The organism is Streptomyces sp. TLI_185 (assembly GCF_003814765.1).
Taxonomy (GTDB): domain Bacteria; phylum Actinomycetota; class Actinomycetes; order Streptomycetales; family Streptomycetaceae; genus Streptomyces.
This window is the reverse complement of sequence record NZ_RKRB01000001.1, coordinates 112413-127756: the sequence shown is the minus strand read 5'-3', so window position 1 is coordinate 127756 and position 15344 is coordinate 112413. Positions and strand designations below refer to the sequence as shown.

The window sequence follows — 15344 nt, the reverse complement described above, 5'->3', positions numbered from 1 at the left end:
ACGTCACGAATCACCCGATCAGGCAATCCGGCATAGAACAGTCATCCGCAATAACGCTCATGTGTGCGGACTCGTTGGGTCAGTCGTGGGACAAACCCTCGACACGTTGCTCACGCCTGCGTGTCGCCTGGCACGGTCCGGGCCATGTGCCCCACGCCCGCCCCCGACGGCCGCCACTGGGACGGCAGCCCCCGCGCCCCCCACCGCCCCCGCCCGCTCCGGGTGACCACCACCAGCCCCAGCCGCCTGCTGCGCGCCAGCCAAACCGGCCGCTGCCGCCACTGCGGCAGCCGCATCGACCTCTACCAGCGCCCCGACCAGCGGCCCATCGCCCTGCACCCCGCCGAACTGGCCGTCACCGACGTCCCCGAATCCTGCCGCTGGCACCTCAGCGGCGGCATCGCCTACCCACACGGTGACAACAGCGCCTGGTGCCGCATCCCGCATGCCGTGCTCTGCCCCCATCGCACCCCCACCTGCCAGCCCAGCCCCCGCATCGAGGCGATCCGCCGCCAACTCGCGGTCCGCGCCCGCCGCCTGATCGACACCGGGACCCTCACTCCCGCCCCGCCTGCCATCCCGCAGCCCGACGCTCCCCAGGCCGGGGGACCCGACCGTCCCGTCGTCCAGCTGCTGCTGTGCCGCTACCTCGCCCAGCAGCGGCTCGAGGACCTGCGCTGCGTCGCCCAGACCCGCCACCGCCACCGCTGCCCCCACCCCGTCCTCGCCCCCGCCGGCCCGGCCGGGATGTGGAAACTGCTGCCCGCCACCGCCCAGCACGGCCAACTCACCCTGCCCGATGCCCTGATGGCCGTCTACGACCTGGGCCACCTCTCCTACGGCGAACAGCTGCGCTGGCGCACCCAGCGCTGCCCGGCACACGCCACCGCACCCGGCGCAGCCGACCTCGCCCTGGCCTGCTGGGAACCCTTCGACCCCCTCCTGCACGCGGCACACATCCACACCCGCCTGCCCCACCCTCCCCGCCCCGCCCGCACCGAAGGGGATGACCAGTGCCGCACCACGCCCTGGAAATCACACTGACCCGCCCCCTGCCCCCGGCGGCCCTGCACCGCGCCACCCGCGTGATGCCGCTCGCCGCCAACCACGACGCCACCCGCCTGATGGCCCTCGTCGCCGCCAAGACACCGCAGCGCGCCGCCCACCGGCTGCGCCACCGCCTCGGCACCCGGCTGCTCATCGACGTGATCACCACCCACTACCCGGACGCCGACCACAGCGTGCTGCTCAACGTTGCCTTCCCGCCCGCCGTGCACGCTGTCCTGACGGCCGACGCCCGTCGCGCCCGCCAGACCCCCGAGCGCTTCCTGGAACTGGCCCTGCGCCGGGCCCTGGCCGAGCATGCCGAGCAGGAGACAGGCCGCCTTGACCGCGCGGTGCGCCACCTGCTGGCCCACACCACCCCTGCTTACCTGCTGGCTGCCGTCGGGCACGCGCTCACCCGTCTCCCCGAGAGGCCCACGCCATGAACCCGACCGACGAACAGACGGCAGCCGCCGACGCCTTCCACGCCGGCGATCACCTCGCCCTGCAGGCTGGGGCGGGCACCGGGAAGACCACCACCCTCGCCTTCCTCGCCCACGCCACCCAGCGTCGCGGCCGCTACCTTGCCTACAACCGGGCCATCGCCCAGGACGCACGCGCCCGCTTCCCCAGCACCGTCCAGTGCAAAACCGCCCACGCCCTGGCCTATGCGGCCGTCGGCCACCACTACACCCGCCGCCTGGGCGCACCCCGCCGCCCCGCCTGGCAGACCGGACAAGCCCTCGGCATCACCAAAGCCCTCCACATCGGAGAACGCGAGGTGACACAAAAGGCCCTCTCCAACGCCACCCTGCGCACCGTCACCCGCTTCTGCCACACCGCCGACGAGGCCATCACCCGCCACCACGTACCCCACCTACGCGGCCTGGAAGACACCGACCTCCACGCCCAACTCGCCACCCACATCGTGCCCTTCGCCCGCAGAGCCTGGGCCGACCTGCAACACCCCGACGACGGCTGCGTTCGCTTCGACCACGACCACTACCTGAAAATCTGGGCCCTCACCCAGCCACGCATCCAGGCCGACTTCCTGCTCCTGGACGAGGCCCAGGACACCAACCCCGTCGTCGAACAGATCTTCCTCAACCAGCGCGATCACGCCCAGCTCGTCATGGTCGGCGACTCCGCCCAGGCCATCTACCACTGGCGCGGCGCCAAAGACGTCATGACCGACTTCGACGGCACCCCACTGGCCCTGTCCCAGTCCTTCCGCTTCGGCCCCGACCTCGCCGCGGAAGCCAACCGCTGGCTCCACCTCGCCGACGCCCCCATCCGCCTCACCGGCACCCCCAGCGTGCCCACCGAACTCGGCCCCGTCACCCACCCGGACGCCGTCCTGTGCCGCACCAACGTCGGCGCCATGGCCCAGGTCATGACCCTCATGGCCGCCGGATACCGGGTCGCCCTGGCAGGGGGAGGAGACAGCCTGCAGGCCCTGGCCCTCGCAGCCCGCGACCTGAAAGAAGGCCGCCGCACCCACCACCCCGAACTCATCCTCTTCCCCAGCTGGGGCGACCTGCAGGACTACGCCGCCCACGACCCGGCCGGCCGCGACCTGCAACCCCTGGTCCACCTCGTCGACACCCACGGCACCGAAGCCATCCTCGTCGCCGTCTCCCACCTCGCCCCCGAGCCGCACGCCCAGGTCACCGTCTCCACCGCCCACAAGGCGAAAGGCCGCGAATGGCCCCGCGTGCTCATCGCCGACGACTTCGCCCGCCCCGAGGATGAGACTCCTGACGAGCAGACAGACACCGCGACGTCACCCGACCCGATTGACGACGCCGAAGCCCGCCTGGCCTACGTAGCTGTCACCCGCACCCGCCAACGCCTCGACCTGGGCGGCCTGTCCTGGATCCACGACCACCCCGACGGCACCCCGCCCGGCTAGAACAAACTCCGTCAACGCCGCACACCACACGGAATGCGTGCCCTCCCTACACAGGACCGCGGAGAGGAGACAGGTCCAGGACCAACGCCATCGGTGAACGCGGTGTGACTTACCGCCCCCGCGGGTGAAGCAGCCAACGAGCCCCGGGCGAGCCGCAGCCGGACCCACTACGAAGATCACAGACACTCGGTGATCCTCGAAGGGACACGTCTTGCGACACGCCCCCACCCTCGCCACGGCGGCCACCGTGCTCAGCGCACTGACCATGCTGCTCGCCCCCGCCGGCCCAGCCCACGCCGGTTCGGCCACGCCCGGCGAGACGGTGACCCTGCCCGTCCGAGACGCCCTGCAGGCGCTGCCAGTCGAGGAGGAGAACCGGGCCGGGTACGAGCGCAGCAAATTCCGGCACTGGATCGACGCCGACCGCGACGGCTGCAACACCCGCGCCGAGGTGCTGCTCGCCGAAGCGGTCACCGCTCCCGAGCAGGGCCCGAAGTGCGCCCTGACGGGCGGGCGCTGGTACTCCGCGTACGACGACCAGTATCTCGACAACGCCCGCCAGCTCGATGTCGACCACCTCGTGCCGCTCGCCGAGGCGTGGGACAGCGGAGCGTCGGCCTGGACGGCAAAGGAGCGTGAGGCATACGCCAACGACCTCGACGACCCACGTGCCCTGATCGCCGTCTCCGCTGCCTCCAACCGCTCCAAGGCAGACCAGGACCCCAGCACCTGGATGCCGCCCTCGGCCGACTACGCCTGCAAGTACGCCACCAACTGGGTGGCCGACAAGACCCGTTGGGGCTTGAGCGTCGATGCCGCAGAACAGGCCTCGCTCGCGGACGTGCTCAGCGGCTGCCTCAACGAGCCGGTCACTGTGACGCTCGCCCGATAACAGGCGCGAGTAACGCGTAGCAGAAGGCCCCGGCTGGACGGGGGAGACCAGCCGGGGCCGTGGGCGGTGGCGGGCGGAGGGCGGTCGCCTCTCGGCGGGATGTTCCATGGGGTTTCAGCCGGACGATCGTTCCCATGGGCGGAAGGTGAGGCCCGGGGATATTGTCCCCTCCGCAGCCACGTACAGAAGAACGGCGAACTGCCGTTCCCTGTTCCCCTGTCGATGACGCCGGGCATGTGAACTGCGGCACGCTGCTGTTGAGCTGCCCTGGCGCAGGGCCTGAAACGGGGGAGCGGTTACTCGGTCGAGTGATGGTGCTGGTGCAGCGGAACTCTGCCTCCTGCCCTGGCGTGGTGCCGTATATGAACCCGATCAATGAAGTGCATGTGCAGGAGCCTGGGTTGGCCGTCGTCGAAGTCGCGGCCGCGGACGCTGCAACGGCGCTCGCCCTCCAGACGGCTCTCGCCGCACAGTGGGCGACGGCGACAGCAGACCAAGTGACGCACGATCCCGGCCAGCCCGGCGTACGGCTGCGTTGCTACCTGGACCTGCGCCAGCCACTTGGCGCATAGCCGGGTAGTGGTGCCGCCGGCCGAAGAGCTGGAGGGCGCCCGCCCGCGTCCCGTCTGGTCACGAGTGCTGTCCGAAGGGGTTTCGTCGAGCATCGGCGGGCGGGGTGCTGTGCTGATCCGGCAGCCGACCTTGCACGGCATGGCCCGCGCAACGGGCTCCGCTTGCTATTCTCGACTTTTCTCCGAGCACGCGGATTGCGTTGACTGGCCTTGTATGCCGCGCCGTTGGTCTCGTGCACAGGAGTGGCGGGATGCAGGCGGGGGAGGGGGACCGGGGCGTGAGACCGGCCTTGGTATTTATTCATGGCATCGGCGGTGCGCGTGATTCCGAGACGGAGCGCGCCTCTTGGCTCGAAGCCTTGGCCGTCGGAGCCCGTAAAGCGGGCCATTCGTCCGAGGGCTCGGCGCTGGGGCAAAACAGCTTCACCGACACGGCTTTCGCCTACTACGGGGACCTGTTCATACGCCCGCACGCTCAAGGCGGCACTGCGCCACCCGATGCGGCAGGCGAGGACAAAGTGCTCCGGCAATTGCTGGAGGAAGTGATCGACACCCAGCTGCTGGCTTGCCCGGGCGAAGATGAGCGGCGCGTGCTGCAGCACGCGAGCGCGGAGCTGACAGCCACCCGGCAGGCTCAAGGCAGTGGAGAGCTTGTACGGCGCCTGGTGAACGTCTGCACCACCCTGCTGGCCCTGCCCGGAATCCGCCGCGGGGGCCAGTGGGCCAGCGGCCGGATCATGGCAGGCCATCTTGCCCAGGTGACCCGTTATCTGGCCAGAGGAGAACCCGACGACGACGGGCGCATGCTCGACGAGCGCGTTTGCGACCGGATCCTCGGCTTTCTGGACGAGGACCGGCCGACCGTCGTCATCGCGCACTCTCTGGGCAGCGTCGTCGCCCTGGAAGCTCTGCACCAGCATCGGGGCCCGGTACCGCTGCTGGTGACCGTGGGATCACCGATCGGCATGCGTACGGTGGTACGCCCCCGGCTGCGGCCTCAGCCGCCTGCCACCCCGAACTGCGTGGGGCGCTGGCTCAACTACTGGGACCGAGACGACATCATCGCTCCACGCCCGTGGCTGGAGCGGGATGTGCTGCCCAACACCGTCGGCTGCCTGCCTGTAAGCGACCGGGTGGACTCCGATGGCATCTGGGTCCACACGGCCACCAAATACCTGGCGCAGGCGAGCGTGGCCGGCCCAGTCATGGAAGCCATGCGCCTCGCCGCGGAGAGGCCATCTGCATGATCTCCCCGCGGTTACTTCTCATCGTGGCACCCCAGAACATTGCCATGGGCCATCTGGACGCGCTGGAGGACGCCGCGCACGCCTTGGGCGATGTACTCCAGCATGACGATCTGGGCCACTGTTCCCCGGCACTATCCGGCGGGGCCGCCCTGCTGTATGGCGCGGACGCCACGCAGGCACGGGTCGAGGCCGCGGTGCGTGACGCCGCCAGGCGGGCCGGTGAAGCCGGCGCCACATTGGTCCTGGCCTTCCTCGGCCACGGTATGGCGCCGCGCGGGAACTCGGACCTGTATCTGATGGGGGCCGATGCGGAGCCGGACGTGCTGAGCACCGCGGTGAACGTCGGCCATCTCCTCGTCCAGGCGGCGGAGCAGCCCGGCGTCAACGGCGTCATCGGTCTGGTCGACACCTGCCACGCAGCAGGAGCCGTGCCCGACACCAAGGCCCTCGTGGCGGGCGTGCGCAGCGGGCGCACCCGCGTGTCCCTACTCATGGCTTCCGGCGCTGAACAGCAAGCGTTCGACCTCGTGTTCACCCGGCAGCTTGCTCAACTGCTGCGACGGGGCATACCCGGCGCAGGAAAGCACACCGGAGTGTCCGCGTTCCGCGAGGAGCTGCGCCGCACGGTCATCGGCCAGGACATCGTCAGCCACGAACACGACGGTGATCATTTCGCGGTGCAAGGGCTGTGGCTGTCGCACAATCCCCGCAACGCAGGCGCCGATCGGCCCGGTCCGGGCGCACTCGGCGCCGAAGACCTCCGAATAGCGCTGGAAGCAGTCGGCCCCGCAGTGGCCTGGCCGGAGCCGTGGTCACTGCACGAACTGGACCGTCTCCGGCATGAGATACAAAAGATCAAAGAAACCGGTACGGGAATCGGCCCAGCCACCCTCGTCCACCAGGCTGCTTACATCGTGAAGGGCCTGCGTGTCTGCCTAGCCACCCAGACCTTCCTCATGTCCTGGATGGGCAGCAAGCTCACCACCCAACGGCTGCGCACGGCCCTGCCCGCCCTGCCCGCCGACGCATACGCACTAGTCCCCGACACCACGGGAACCGCCCTGCTCACCGACCTGCTCGAACTGCTTGTGTTGCGCGCACCGCGTCTCGGCGACAGCCAGACCGCCCTGCTCACTGGCTTCGTCGCGGCGCTCGGTGCCGACGCCGACCTGGACCTGTCCGCTCCCGAGCCCTCGGCGTGGGCCGATGCCTGCGGGGCCCGCATTGAGTTCAACGATGCCCAGGAGGAACTGGCCCGTGGCCGGGCCGCACAACGGCTGCGGCTTGTGGTCAGCCTGCACGCCACAGTGGCCGACGACTGGCCCGAGTCGCTGGACCTGTGGCTGCTGGACGGCGGCACAGTGTGCGAGCGAGCGGAATTTCACTGCGCCCCGACGCAGACGGCGGTCGAGGCGAAGGTGGGAGAAGCCGTCGCCTGGGGACGTAAGCACGCACGGCTGCGCCAGGCACCGCTGAGACACGTGGACATAGCCATTCCCACCGCGCTGCTGCTGCGCTGGAAGCCCGAAGAAACGGACTTCGGAGTGCGGCTGGGCGTGAACCACGACGTGGTGGTGCGCTGGAGCATGCGCCTGAACCCGCCCGCCCACCTGTGGTGGATCAACGATCACGCCCGGGCAGGCCTGGAACAGATGCTCACCTGCGCAGCCAAGGCTCCTGTTGACTGGCTGTCCGAGCAAGACGCGGGCCAGCCACAAGACCTCGGAGAGCGCCTGCGGGCCGGGAGGTACACCCGGGCGGTGGCGTTCGCTCACCGCCCGGTCCACCTCAAGCAGCTGATGGAGCTGCTGCTGGCGTACGTGCCAATCGTGTTGTGGCCTGACACGAACAACCCCTTCTCGCCGGCAGAACAGGAACTTCTGGACATGCTCTGGGATCGCCTGCCGACAGAACTGGCCGAGGCGTACCGCCGGCGCTGGCAGGGCAATAGTTCCATCGCCCCGTCCGCACGGCTCGCCGACCTGAGATCCGTCTGGCACGACCTCGAATGGCTCGACTTCTGCAGTTGGTTCGACAGCCACGACGCCGTACACGGGAGCGTTTGATGACCTGGAGTCCGTACTACACCGGGGACGGCGTCCCCCGCGACGTGGAACTCGCGCCCCCACCACCGTGGCGGACGTTCCCACGCAGCGCGATGGCGCAGGAGTTCAAGCCGCCGGCGGGACTGGTGGAGTCCGTGAACGCAGCGCTACATCTGCGGCGGCCGCTGCTGGTGACCGGCCCGGCCGGATCGGGCAAGTCCACCGTCATCGAGCAGGTGGCCAGCGAGCTGAAGCTCGGCACCGTGCTGCGCTGGCACATCACCTCCCGCAGCACCCTGAATGAAGCGCTGTACCGCTACGACGCCCTCGGCCGCATCCACGCGCAGCGCCTCGGACAGGCCGGAGGCGTCGACGACATCGCGCCGTTCATGCAGCTGGGACCACTGGGTACAGCTCTGCTGCCGTCCGATTATCCGCGCGCGCTGCTGATCGACGAGGTGGACAAGAGCGACCTCGATCTGCCCAGCGACCTCCTCGACGTCCTGGAACGCGGCGAATACGAGATCCCCGAACTCGCCCGCTACCAAGACGACATCGTCTCCATCCGGCAATGGGGCAGCGACGAGCACCACGAGGTCAAACGAGGCCGCGTACGCTGCACACAGTTCCCCTTCATCGTGATGACCAGCAACGGCGAGCGCGACTTCCCCGCCGCCTTCCTGCGCCGTTGCATCCGCTACACCATGGCGCCGCCGACTGTTCCCCTGCTGCGCCAAATGGTCATGGCTCATCTGCAGATCGACATCGATGACGGAGGACCGGTGAGAGACCTCGTCGAGGAATTCGTTGCCCGGTTGGAAGGCGGCGACAGCCTGGCCATCGACCAACTACTCAATGCCGTCTACGTGATGTCCGGAAACGCCGCTCCAGACGGTGCCAGTCGGCAGGAGGTCGTGGCACTGCTCATGCGGGAGCTCTCACGTGCCTGACCACTTGTCACGCATGCTGCACGGCCTTGAGGCAGCAGGGACAGACCTGGACGCTACGGCGCTGGCCGAAGCGGTATGGCTGGCTGCCACATTCCGTGGGGAAGCTGGCCTACGGCAGCCAGGCACCGGCGAGTCCGGGCCAGTACCACCGAGCGCTGATGGCACACAAAGCCACCGAGCGCAGACTGGCTGGCCGGCAATGGACTCACCCCAGCCCGGCATCGCGATGCACGAACAACTGTCCGACAGTCCTGGCAGCATTCCGGGGGAGACGGTTGCCGTCACCCGGGGCCGTGCCCTCCCCAACGCACTGGACCTCTCACGCGCACTGCGGGCCTACAAACGGCGATGGGCAGCAGGCCTGCACACCGAGCTCGACATAGAGCGGACGATCGACGGATACGCGCGCAGCGGTGAACTCATCCCCGCATTCCGAGCCGCACCGGAACGGTGGTTCGACCTTCTGCTGATCGTTGACCAGTCACTGTCCATGCAGGTGTGGAAGGAAACGATCGCCGAGCTGGAACGCGTACTGGACCACCTGGGAGCCTTCCGGCTGCTGCGCACCTGGGGATTGACCTTCGATGAAGCACAGCACCTCCTCCACGATCACCAGGGCGCGGTGGCCGGCCCCGACCACGCGCTTTCCCCACAGGGCAGACGTCTGGTCCTGGTCGTCTCGGACTGCTCGGCCCCCGGCTGGCATCGGCAGGAGATCTGGAAGCAACTACGCGCCTGGGCCCAGTCGACACCAGTGGCACTACTCGATCCGCTGCCCCCGAAGCTGTGGCGGCGCAGCGCACTTGACCTTCCTGGCGTCACCGCCACCCAGGCCGTGCCAGGCAACGGCAGCACCACACTGCGCTTCGACATGCCCCTACTCCTTGAGGAACCGGCGAACGGCTTGTCGCCGTGGCTGCCTGTGCCCGTCCTGTCGTTGAGCCCGCACTCATTCGGCCGTTGGGCACGCGCACAGATGCGAGGCGATCCCGGCGGCTGCGACGCGGTGCTCGTTCCGCCCGCAGGGCGAATCCAGCGCGGCACCGCCCACGCCCGCTCCGCACAGCGTGACCCGGTTCAGGCGTTTGTCCGGACGGCATCGCCGGATGCGCTCAAACTTGCTGTTCTGTGCGCCCTGGTCGGCCGTATAGGCCTCCCCGTGCTTCAGCTGATCCGGCAGGAACTCGTCCCCGAGGCCACAGTCGCCGACATGGCCGAGCTGATTACGAGTGACATCGTGTCGCTTCATCCGCAAGGGAACGGCACGTTCGTGGTGGCCTTCCGCAATGGCGCCGAAGAGGAGCTGAAGCGACTCCTTCCCCAACACGAGGCATGGCACCTGTGCGGGATGCTGGAGAAGTACGTGAGCGCCCGAGTCCACGGCACGGTGAATGTGCCCGCGGTGCTGCACGATCCCGGCGCGCTGCAGCATCTTCCCGCCGAAGTACGGCCGTTCGGCCAGGCCGCCCATGATGCGCTGCGGGCACTCGGTGTCGGCAATGGCGTGCAGGAACCGGACGGCATGGCATGGATCGTGGCTGAGGCGACTGCTCGGATCGCCGGCGAACTCGACGTCGATGAGATCCTCCACGCCTTGTTTGATTCGGCGGTTCCGGTCTTCGCCGACAGCCTCGTTCTCTACCTGCGTGACCCCTTGCCGGTCGGTGATGAGCGGCCTCTAGGACCCCTCGTGCTGCGGCGATGGATGAACCGTATCCGGGAAACCTCCGGCATCGAGGATCTTCTGGCGCCGTCGGTGCTTTCGCAGTCTGATCTCCAAGGGGTCGCTGAGGTGTGCGAGGTGCAGTCAGGCGGCGCGCTCGCGAAGGTGCTGCGCGGGGTACGCCCGGTCTTCGCGGACGCGCCCGCCGCCCGCGCCGCCCTGACCGAACTTCTCGACGACAGCAGCGTGTTCACCGTGCCCGGAGGGCAACACGCGATCTTCGCCCCGTTGCGCGGTCGGCGCCGAGTGATCGGGGCGGCGCTGTTCCTCAGGCGCCCGGAGCGCCTCGCCTTCGAGGCCGACGACCTCCTGGTCGCCGCCCAGCTCGCCACGCACAGCGCGCTCGGCATCGACAAGGCGGTGCTGTACGAGCATGAGGCACACATCCCTGGGCTACAGCGCAGCATGCTGCCGGAGACGCTCCCACGGTCCACGGGTGTGCAACTGGCGTCCCGCTATCTGCCCGCCACTGAGACCGCGCGCGTGGGTGGCGACTGGTACGACGCCATCCCGCTGCCGGGCAGCCGCGTGGCCCTCGTCGTCGGAGACGTCATGGGGCACTCCATGACCTCTGCCGCGATCATGGGCCAGCTGCGCACCACGGCGCAGACCCTGGCCGGACTTGACCTGCCTCCGCAGGAGGTCCTGCACCACCTCGACGAACAGGCGCAGCGCCTGGGCACCGACCGCATGGCGACGTGCCTCTATGCTGTCTACGACCCGGTCTCGCACCGCATCACCATCGCCAACGCCGGCCATCCGCCGCCGGTCCTGCTGCACCTGGGCGGCCGTGCCGAGGTACTGCGGGTGCCGCCGGGGGCGCCGATCGGTGTGGGCGCTGTCGACTTCGAGGCCGTGGAGCTGGACGCGCCCGCCGGGGCGACCCTGCTGCTCTATACCGACGGTCTCGTCGAGTCGCGTCTGCGGGACGTGTGGACCGGCATAGAGCAGCTGCGCGAGAAGCTCGCCGTGACCGCACAGCTGAGCTTGCCCGACCGTCTGCCGCCGCTCGAAGTCCTGTGTGACGAGGTGCTCGACATGCTCGGCCCCGGTGACCGGGACGACGACATCGCGCTGCTGGCCGCCCGCTTCGAGGGGATCGCGCCCAGCGACGTGGCGTTGTGGTACCTGGAGCCGGACGACGTCGCTCCCAGTAGGGCTCGGCGACTTGCCAGGCAGGCGCTAAGCAGATGGGGACTGGAAGACCTCATCGGCGTGGTCGAGCTACTGGTCAGCGAGATCGTGACCAACGCGGTGCGGTACGCGACTCGGCCGGTGACCCTGCGGTTGTTGCGGACGGGGGTACTGCGCTGTGAAGTCGGCGACGATGTACCGCAGTTGCCCCGTCTTCAGTCGGCCAGCGTCGCGGATGTGCGCGGGCGCGGGCTGCGCGTGGTGAACACGCTCGCCAAGAGGTGGGGCAGTATTCGGCTCAGCACCGGCAAGGTGGTGTGGTTTGAATGTTCCCTGCCGGACACTTCGGAGACCACTCCTTGACCTTGCCTCAGAGTGCCGGCTGCGGGCGCTACGCTCGAACACCCTGGTGAGGGTGGGACGCCGGGGCGGGCTCATGGCGCCGTGCGGGCCTGGCGTGGGGGAGGAGTACGTGTGATGGGGGTACGCGACGTTGCGCGGATACTGGGGGCGCGGCGCTGTCGGTTTTTGTGAGCGTGGCCTTCAATTCGATCCTCTCCGATGGGAAGTTCGCCACCGGGCCAGCAGACCGCTGTCAGGCGAACCGTCCCGACATCACTCAATCAAGTTCAGCAGCTCCGCAGGCGTGTTGGCTGCGGTGGCCACGCGTCATGGCTCTTGCGGCGTTTGCTCAATTGCAGCTATCTGATAGGCCATCGGTTCACGAGGAGGGGCCATGGGGTTCAACATTGCCGCGCTTGCTATATCTCTGACTGCGCTGGTCATCTCTGCGCTCCTGGCACTCGAGCAGCTACGCTCCACCCAGCGAGCCAACAGACTAGCGATGATCTTCGATGGGTTCCGTGAGACCCGCACACCCGCGTTCCGCACGTCGGTCGAGTACGTTCTCTACCACTTACGTGATGAGTTTCCGAACGTAGTCTCCTATCTGGACCTACCTGAGGAACCCAAGGAGCACGTACGACAGGTTGCCTTCTTCTACGACGAACTCGGAAAGCTCGTCGTCCACGGGGCCGTGGACAGAGACTTGATCATTGGTTCCTACGGGCTCAGCATTCATAGGGCTTGGATCGCTGTTGCACCCTACGTCTATCGGGAACGAGAGCTTCGCCAGAGGGCCGTCCTGCCGTATTTGGAACACATGGCAGCGGTGACGAGCGAGATCACGGCAGCTGATGTGCATCGGAAGATGAAACTGCGAACGCTTCCTCCACCGCCTGCGGCTGAGTGACTATATGCGTGCTGGGCAGCCCTCGGTAGGTCCTCTCGCCTTCGATGAGACGCGGGAAGCATGCGCTGGCTGCAAGAGGTCGTCACCGACGACGTTCTCGATTCCCATCCCAAGCGCGACACGGCCCTCCAGGCGCTGAGGGACGCCGGAGCTCTTTGCGCACCCTCGGGCCGGTTCGCGTCGCCTCGGGGTACGACGGTCGGGTCTGGCTCAGATACCTGGAGGTGGACGGTGAAGCTCTGGCCCATGGAAGAACGTCATGTCGTTGATCCGCATAGTCCCGGGCCGCTGAAGTCTGCCAGGGAGCTCTGACACGCCAGGCCACTCAGCCGAGACACTTGCGTGGCGCAGGCCAGGACGAGCGCCACACCATCATGATCTCTTCGAGGAAGATTGGCTGATCCACAGAACGTCATCGGCGAATCCCGGCAACCGACGGCGCCTCGACTGCCATGCCTCACGACCTAGCAGTTGGACGGCCGTCGGCCTGCTGCACGTCATGTAGAAGCTGTCGATTGTTGCCTGCTGTCGGCTTCTTGGGCGTTCGCGTCGCTCGCGGGCGAGTCGGAGGAGTCGTGTTGCTGGAGGGCGGCGGGGACGTCGCCGATGAGGTTGATGGTGGTGACACGGGGGCGTGATCCGAGGCCGTTGAGGGCGATGACGGAGGCGATTCCCCAGACGAGGGCGGTCAGACCAGCTGCTGTGGGGCGTGTGGTGGCGGGTGTGCCGGCCCAGGTCATCCAGACGGTTGCTGCTCCCCACAGCGCCCAGGTCAGGCGGGCGGCGAAGGCGCGGGTGGCGGCGGACAGCAGGGCGATGGCGATGCCGCCTGCCAGCCACAGTGCGTGGGCGGCCGACGCGGTGAGCGGCAACCCGCCGGTACGGGTGGCGAGAAAGCGGGTGACGGGCTGGTTGATCGTGGCCCACACGGCACCGGCATGCTCCGCCAGAGGACTGAAGAACTGTTCGAGGACTGCGCCGATCGGGGCGAGCGCGAGGAACACGAACGGCAGGAGGCAGATCAGCAGCCACCACGGAGTGCGGGGACTCCATGGCCGGCGCAGGAAGGCTTTGAGCTCATCGACGCGGGCGTCGATCCACCGGCCGTCCAGAATCTCGAGCCAGCGCTGCAGAGAGGGGAGCCGCCGCTGGCCGAGCGGTGGCCGCGCGACGGGGGCTTTGAGGTCGGCGTGCACATCGTCGAACGCCGCACGCAGGGTGCGGGCCAGCGCGCGGTCATAGCCACACACGGTGACCAGCGCCGTGACCGCGGTGCCGGGCAGCGTGAGGTACAGCCACCACAGATGGTCGTCGCGGGCGAGGGAAGTGGTGTAGCCGGCTCCGGCGGCCGCGAGCGCTGCGCTCAGGCCGCGCAGCAGCCGCGGAGCGAGGTCACCGAGCCGGACCGGGAGTTGCCGCGGCAGCGGTTCCCGACGGATCGTGGCACGCAGCCACGGCCAGGCCACCGCGACCCAGTGCCAGGGGTCGACGGCCAGCAGAACACCCAGCATCAGCACCGGAGCGGTCAAGAGATGCCAGGCCGGAGCGGTGGCGACCTGCACGGCCGCACCGCTCATGGCCAGTACGCAGCCCAGGGCACGCCCCAGCACGAGTGCGGAGGCCTGCCAGCGTTCGCTGCGCCGTACCACCTTGCTCGTGGCGGCAGTTGTAGCAGCTACCCCGAGGGAGTCGGCTGCCTCTTTGCGTAGGGCGCGCCCCTCATCCAGTAGGCGCCGGGCGGTACTCAGCGCTTCCGCCGGGTCGGCGAGCAGCGCCTGAGTATCCAGTTCCGGCGCTTCCTCCGGTTCCCGGGGCTCGGCGGGTACGTCCGCGTCGGGGTCAAGCAGCCGCAGCAGGGCGAGTTCTTCCTCAAGCACCAGACAACGACGGCGGGCGGTGGCGGCCAGTGCCTCTGCCTGATCGCGTCCCTGCCGGGCTTCTACCAGGTCTTTCTGCGTCTGCTCCAATTGATGCAGGACCTCGGCGAGCTGCTGCTGGACCTGCTCGCTGTTGTCTTCATCCGGGGTGGCGGCCAGCTGCTGGAGGCGAGCGTCGAGGCTGGTGTTGAGGGCGGTCAGCATCACCACCAGTTCCTGAGCGGCCGCCAACTCCCTGGCGAGTCGGCGGCTTTGCTGGTCGGCCTCGGATAACCGGGATCGCCCGTCGTGCATGTGGCGGGCCACCGCAGACGGGCTCCCGGCGGCTTCTGGGCGCACTGCCACCTGGGCGGAGGGCGGGTTGGTGGCCCGCTCCCACAGGCGTACCGCGTCCGCCTTCCTCTGCTCCACCTCATGGGGGAAGGCTGTTGCCACAACCAGCTGCACCACGACTTCCCGTGGCGGGACAGCGCCGCTGTAGTGGTTGCCGATACTGGAACGCGACCAGTTCAGCTCCGCCGCAAGATCGTTGTAGGTCTTGCCGGACCGCTCCCGCAACTCGCGCAGAAACTCCGTCAGCCGCCGCGCTTCCGACGTCTCCGCCCGGATCGGCGCCGGCTTGCGCCCCCGCTTCTTGCTGTCGGCCATCCCTGCCCCCACCTGCACAATGCCGTTGTCCTGGACATTGCCAACAAT

General features: G+C 68.5%; 11 protein-coding genes and 1 pseudogene. 11 read left to right on the top strand and 1 reads right to left on the bottom strand.

The genetic code is table 11. From position 1 onward, the window contains the following. The first annotated feature begins 144 nt into the window (after positions 1-144). The 11 genes and pseudogenes from EDD92_RS00520 to EDD92_RS00475 all read left to right on the top strand — a co-directional run bounded on the left by EDD92_RS00520 (position 145) and on the right by EDD92_RS00475 (position 12771). Positions 145-1044, top strand: a complete 900-nt coding sequence (locus tag EDD92_RS00520) for a DUF6083 domain-containing protein (RefSeq protein WP_123962349.1) — start codon at positions 145-147, stop codon at positions 1042-1044. After that, complete coding sequence (locus tag EDD92_RS00515; RefSeq protein WP_123962348.1) at positions 1014-1490, top strand: hypothetical protein; 477 nt, start codon at positions 1014-1016, stop codon at positions 1488-1490. The genes EDD92_RS00520 and EDD92_RS00515 overlap by 31 nt, the downstream gene beginning before the upstream one ends. Beyond that, entirely contained in the window at positions 1487-2956 is a 1470-nt protein-coding gene (locus EDD92_RS00510; RefSeq protein ID WP_123962347.1) for a UvrD-helicase domain-containing protein, read from the top strand. The genes EDD92_RS00515 and EDD92_RS00510 overlap by 4 nt, the downstream gene beginning before the upstream one ends. A gap of 211 nt (positions 2957-3167) precedes the next feature. After that, positions 3168-3848 (top strand): HNH endonuclease family protein, encoded by a 681-nt coding sequence (locus EDD92_RS00505; protein WP_260326248.1) that lies wholly within the window; start codon positions 3168-3170, stop codon positions 3846-3848. Between the two features lie 311 nt (positions 3849-4159). Further along, positions 4160-4420 (top strand): DUF6207 family protein, encoded by a 261-nt coding sequence (locus EDD92_RS49675; protein WP_399181416.1) that lies wholly within the window; start codon positions 4160-4162, stop codon positions 4418-4420. A gap of 278 nt (positions 4421-4698) precedes the next feature. After that, positions 4699-5667 carry an alpha/beta fold hydrolase gene (locus tag EDD92_RS00495; protein WP_123962345.1) on the top strand — a complete coding sequence of 323 codons (969 nt, stop codon included), beginning with the start codon at positions 4699-4701 and terminating at the stop codon, positions 5665-5667. A 23-nt stretch (positions 5668-5690) separates the two neighbouring features. After that, complete coding sequence (locus tag EDD92_RS00490) at positions 5691-7733, top strand: hypothetical protein (protein WP_148096468.1); 2043 nt, start codon at positions 5691-5693, stop codon at positions 7731-7733. Then, positions 7733-8662 carry a MoxR family ATPase gene (locus EDD92_RS00485; protein ID WP_123962343.1) on the top strand — a complete coding sequence of 310 codons (930 nt, stop codon included), beginning with the start codon at positions 7733-7735 and terminating at the stop codon, positions 8660-8662. Before EDD92_RS00490 ends, EDD92_RS00485 begins: the two co-directional genes overlap by 1 nt. Before the next feature lie 13 nt (positions 8663-8675). Beyond that, positions 8676-9980 (top strand): annotated as a pseudogene (locus EDD92_RS52290) (SAV_2336 N-terminal domain-related protein); the annotation flags it as partial. Positions 9981-10010: 30 nt separating this feature from the next. Continuing rightward, positions 10011-11882: an ATP-binding SpoIIE family protein phosphatase gene (locus EDD92_RS52285; protein ID WP_123970202.1), complete on the top strand. Its 1872-nt coding sequence runs from the start codon at positions 10011-10013 to the stop codon at positions 11880-11882. A gap of 373 nt (positions 11883-12255) precedes the next feature. After that, entirely contained in the window at positions 12256-12771 is a 516-nt protein-coding gene (locus EDD92_RS00475; protein WP_123962342.1) for a hypothetical protein, read from the top strand. A 497-nt stretch (positions 12772-13268) separates the two neighbouring features. Here EDD92_RS00475 and EDD92_RS00470 read toward each other — a convergent pair whose 3' ends face one another. Then, entirely contained in the window at positions 13269-15296 is a 2028-nt protein-coding gene (locus EDD92_RS00470) for a helix-turn-helix transcriptional regulator (RefSeq protein ID WP_123962341.1), read from the bottom strand. Between the last annotated feature and the right edge of the window lie 48 nt (positions 15297-15344).

Excerpts from the sequence above, each read along its gene's own strand:
- EDD92_RS52285 (WP_123970202.1), top strand. The coding sequence starts at position 10,011 with ATGCTGGAGAAGTACGTGAGCGCCCGAGTCCACGGCACGGTGAATGTG.
- EDD92_RS00485 (WP_123962343.1), top strand. The coding sequence starts at position 7,733 with ATGACCTGGAGTCCGTACTACACCGGGGACGGCGTCCCCCGCGACGTG.
- EDD92_RS00475 (WP_123962342.1), top strand. The coding sequence starts at position 12,256 with ATGGGGTTCAACATTGCCGCGCTTGCTATATCTCTGACTGCGCTGGTC.
- EDD92_RS00510 (WP_123962347.1), top strand. The coding sequence starts at position 1,487 with ATGAACCCGACCGACGAACAGACGGCAGCCGCCGACGCCTTCCACGCC.
- EDD92_RS00520 (WP_123962349.1), top strand. The coding sequence starts at position 145 with ATGTGCCCCACGCCCGCCCCCGACGGCCGCCACTGGGACGGCAGCCCC.
- EDD92_RS49675 (WP_399181416.1), top strand. The coding sequence starts at position 4,160 with ATGGTGCTGGTGCAGCGGAACTCTGCCTCCTGCCCTGGCGTGGTGCCG.
- EDD92_RS00470 (WP_123962341.1), bottom strand. The coding sequence starts at position 15,296 with ATGGCCGACAGCAAGAAGCGGGGGCGCAAGCCGGCGCCGATCCGGGCG.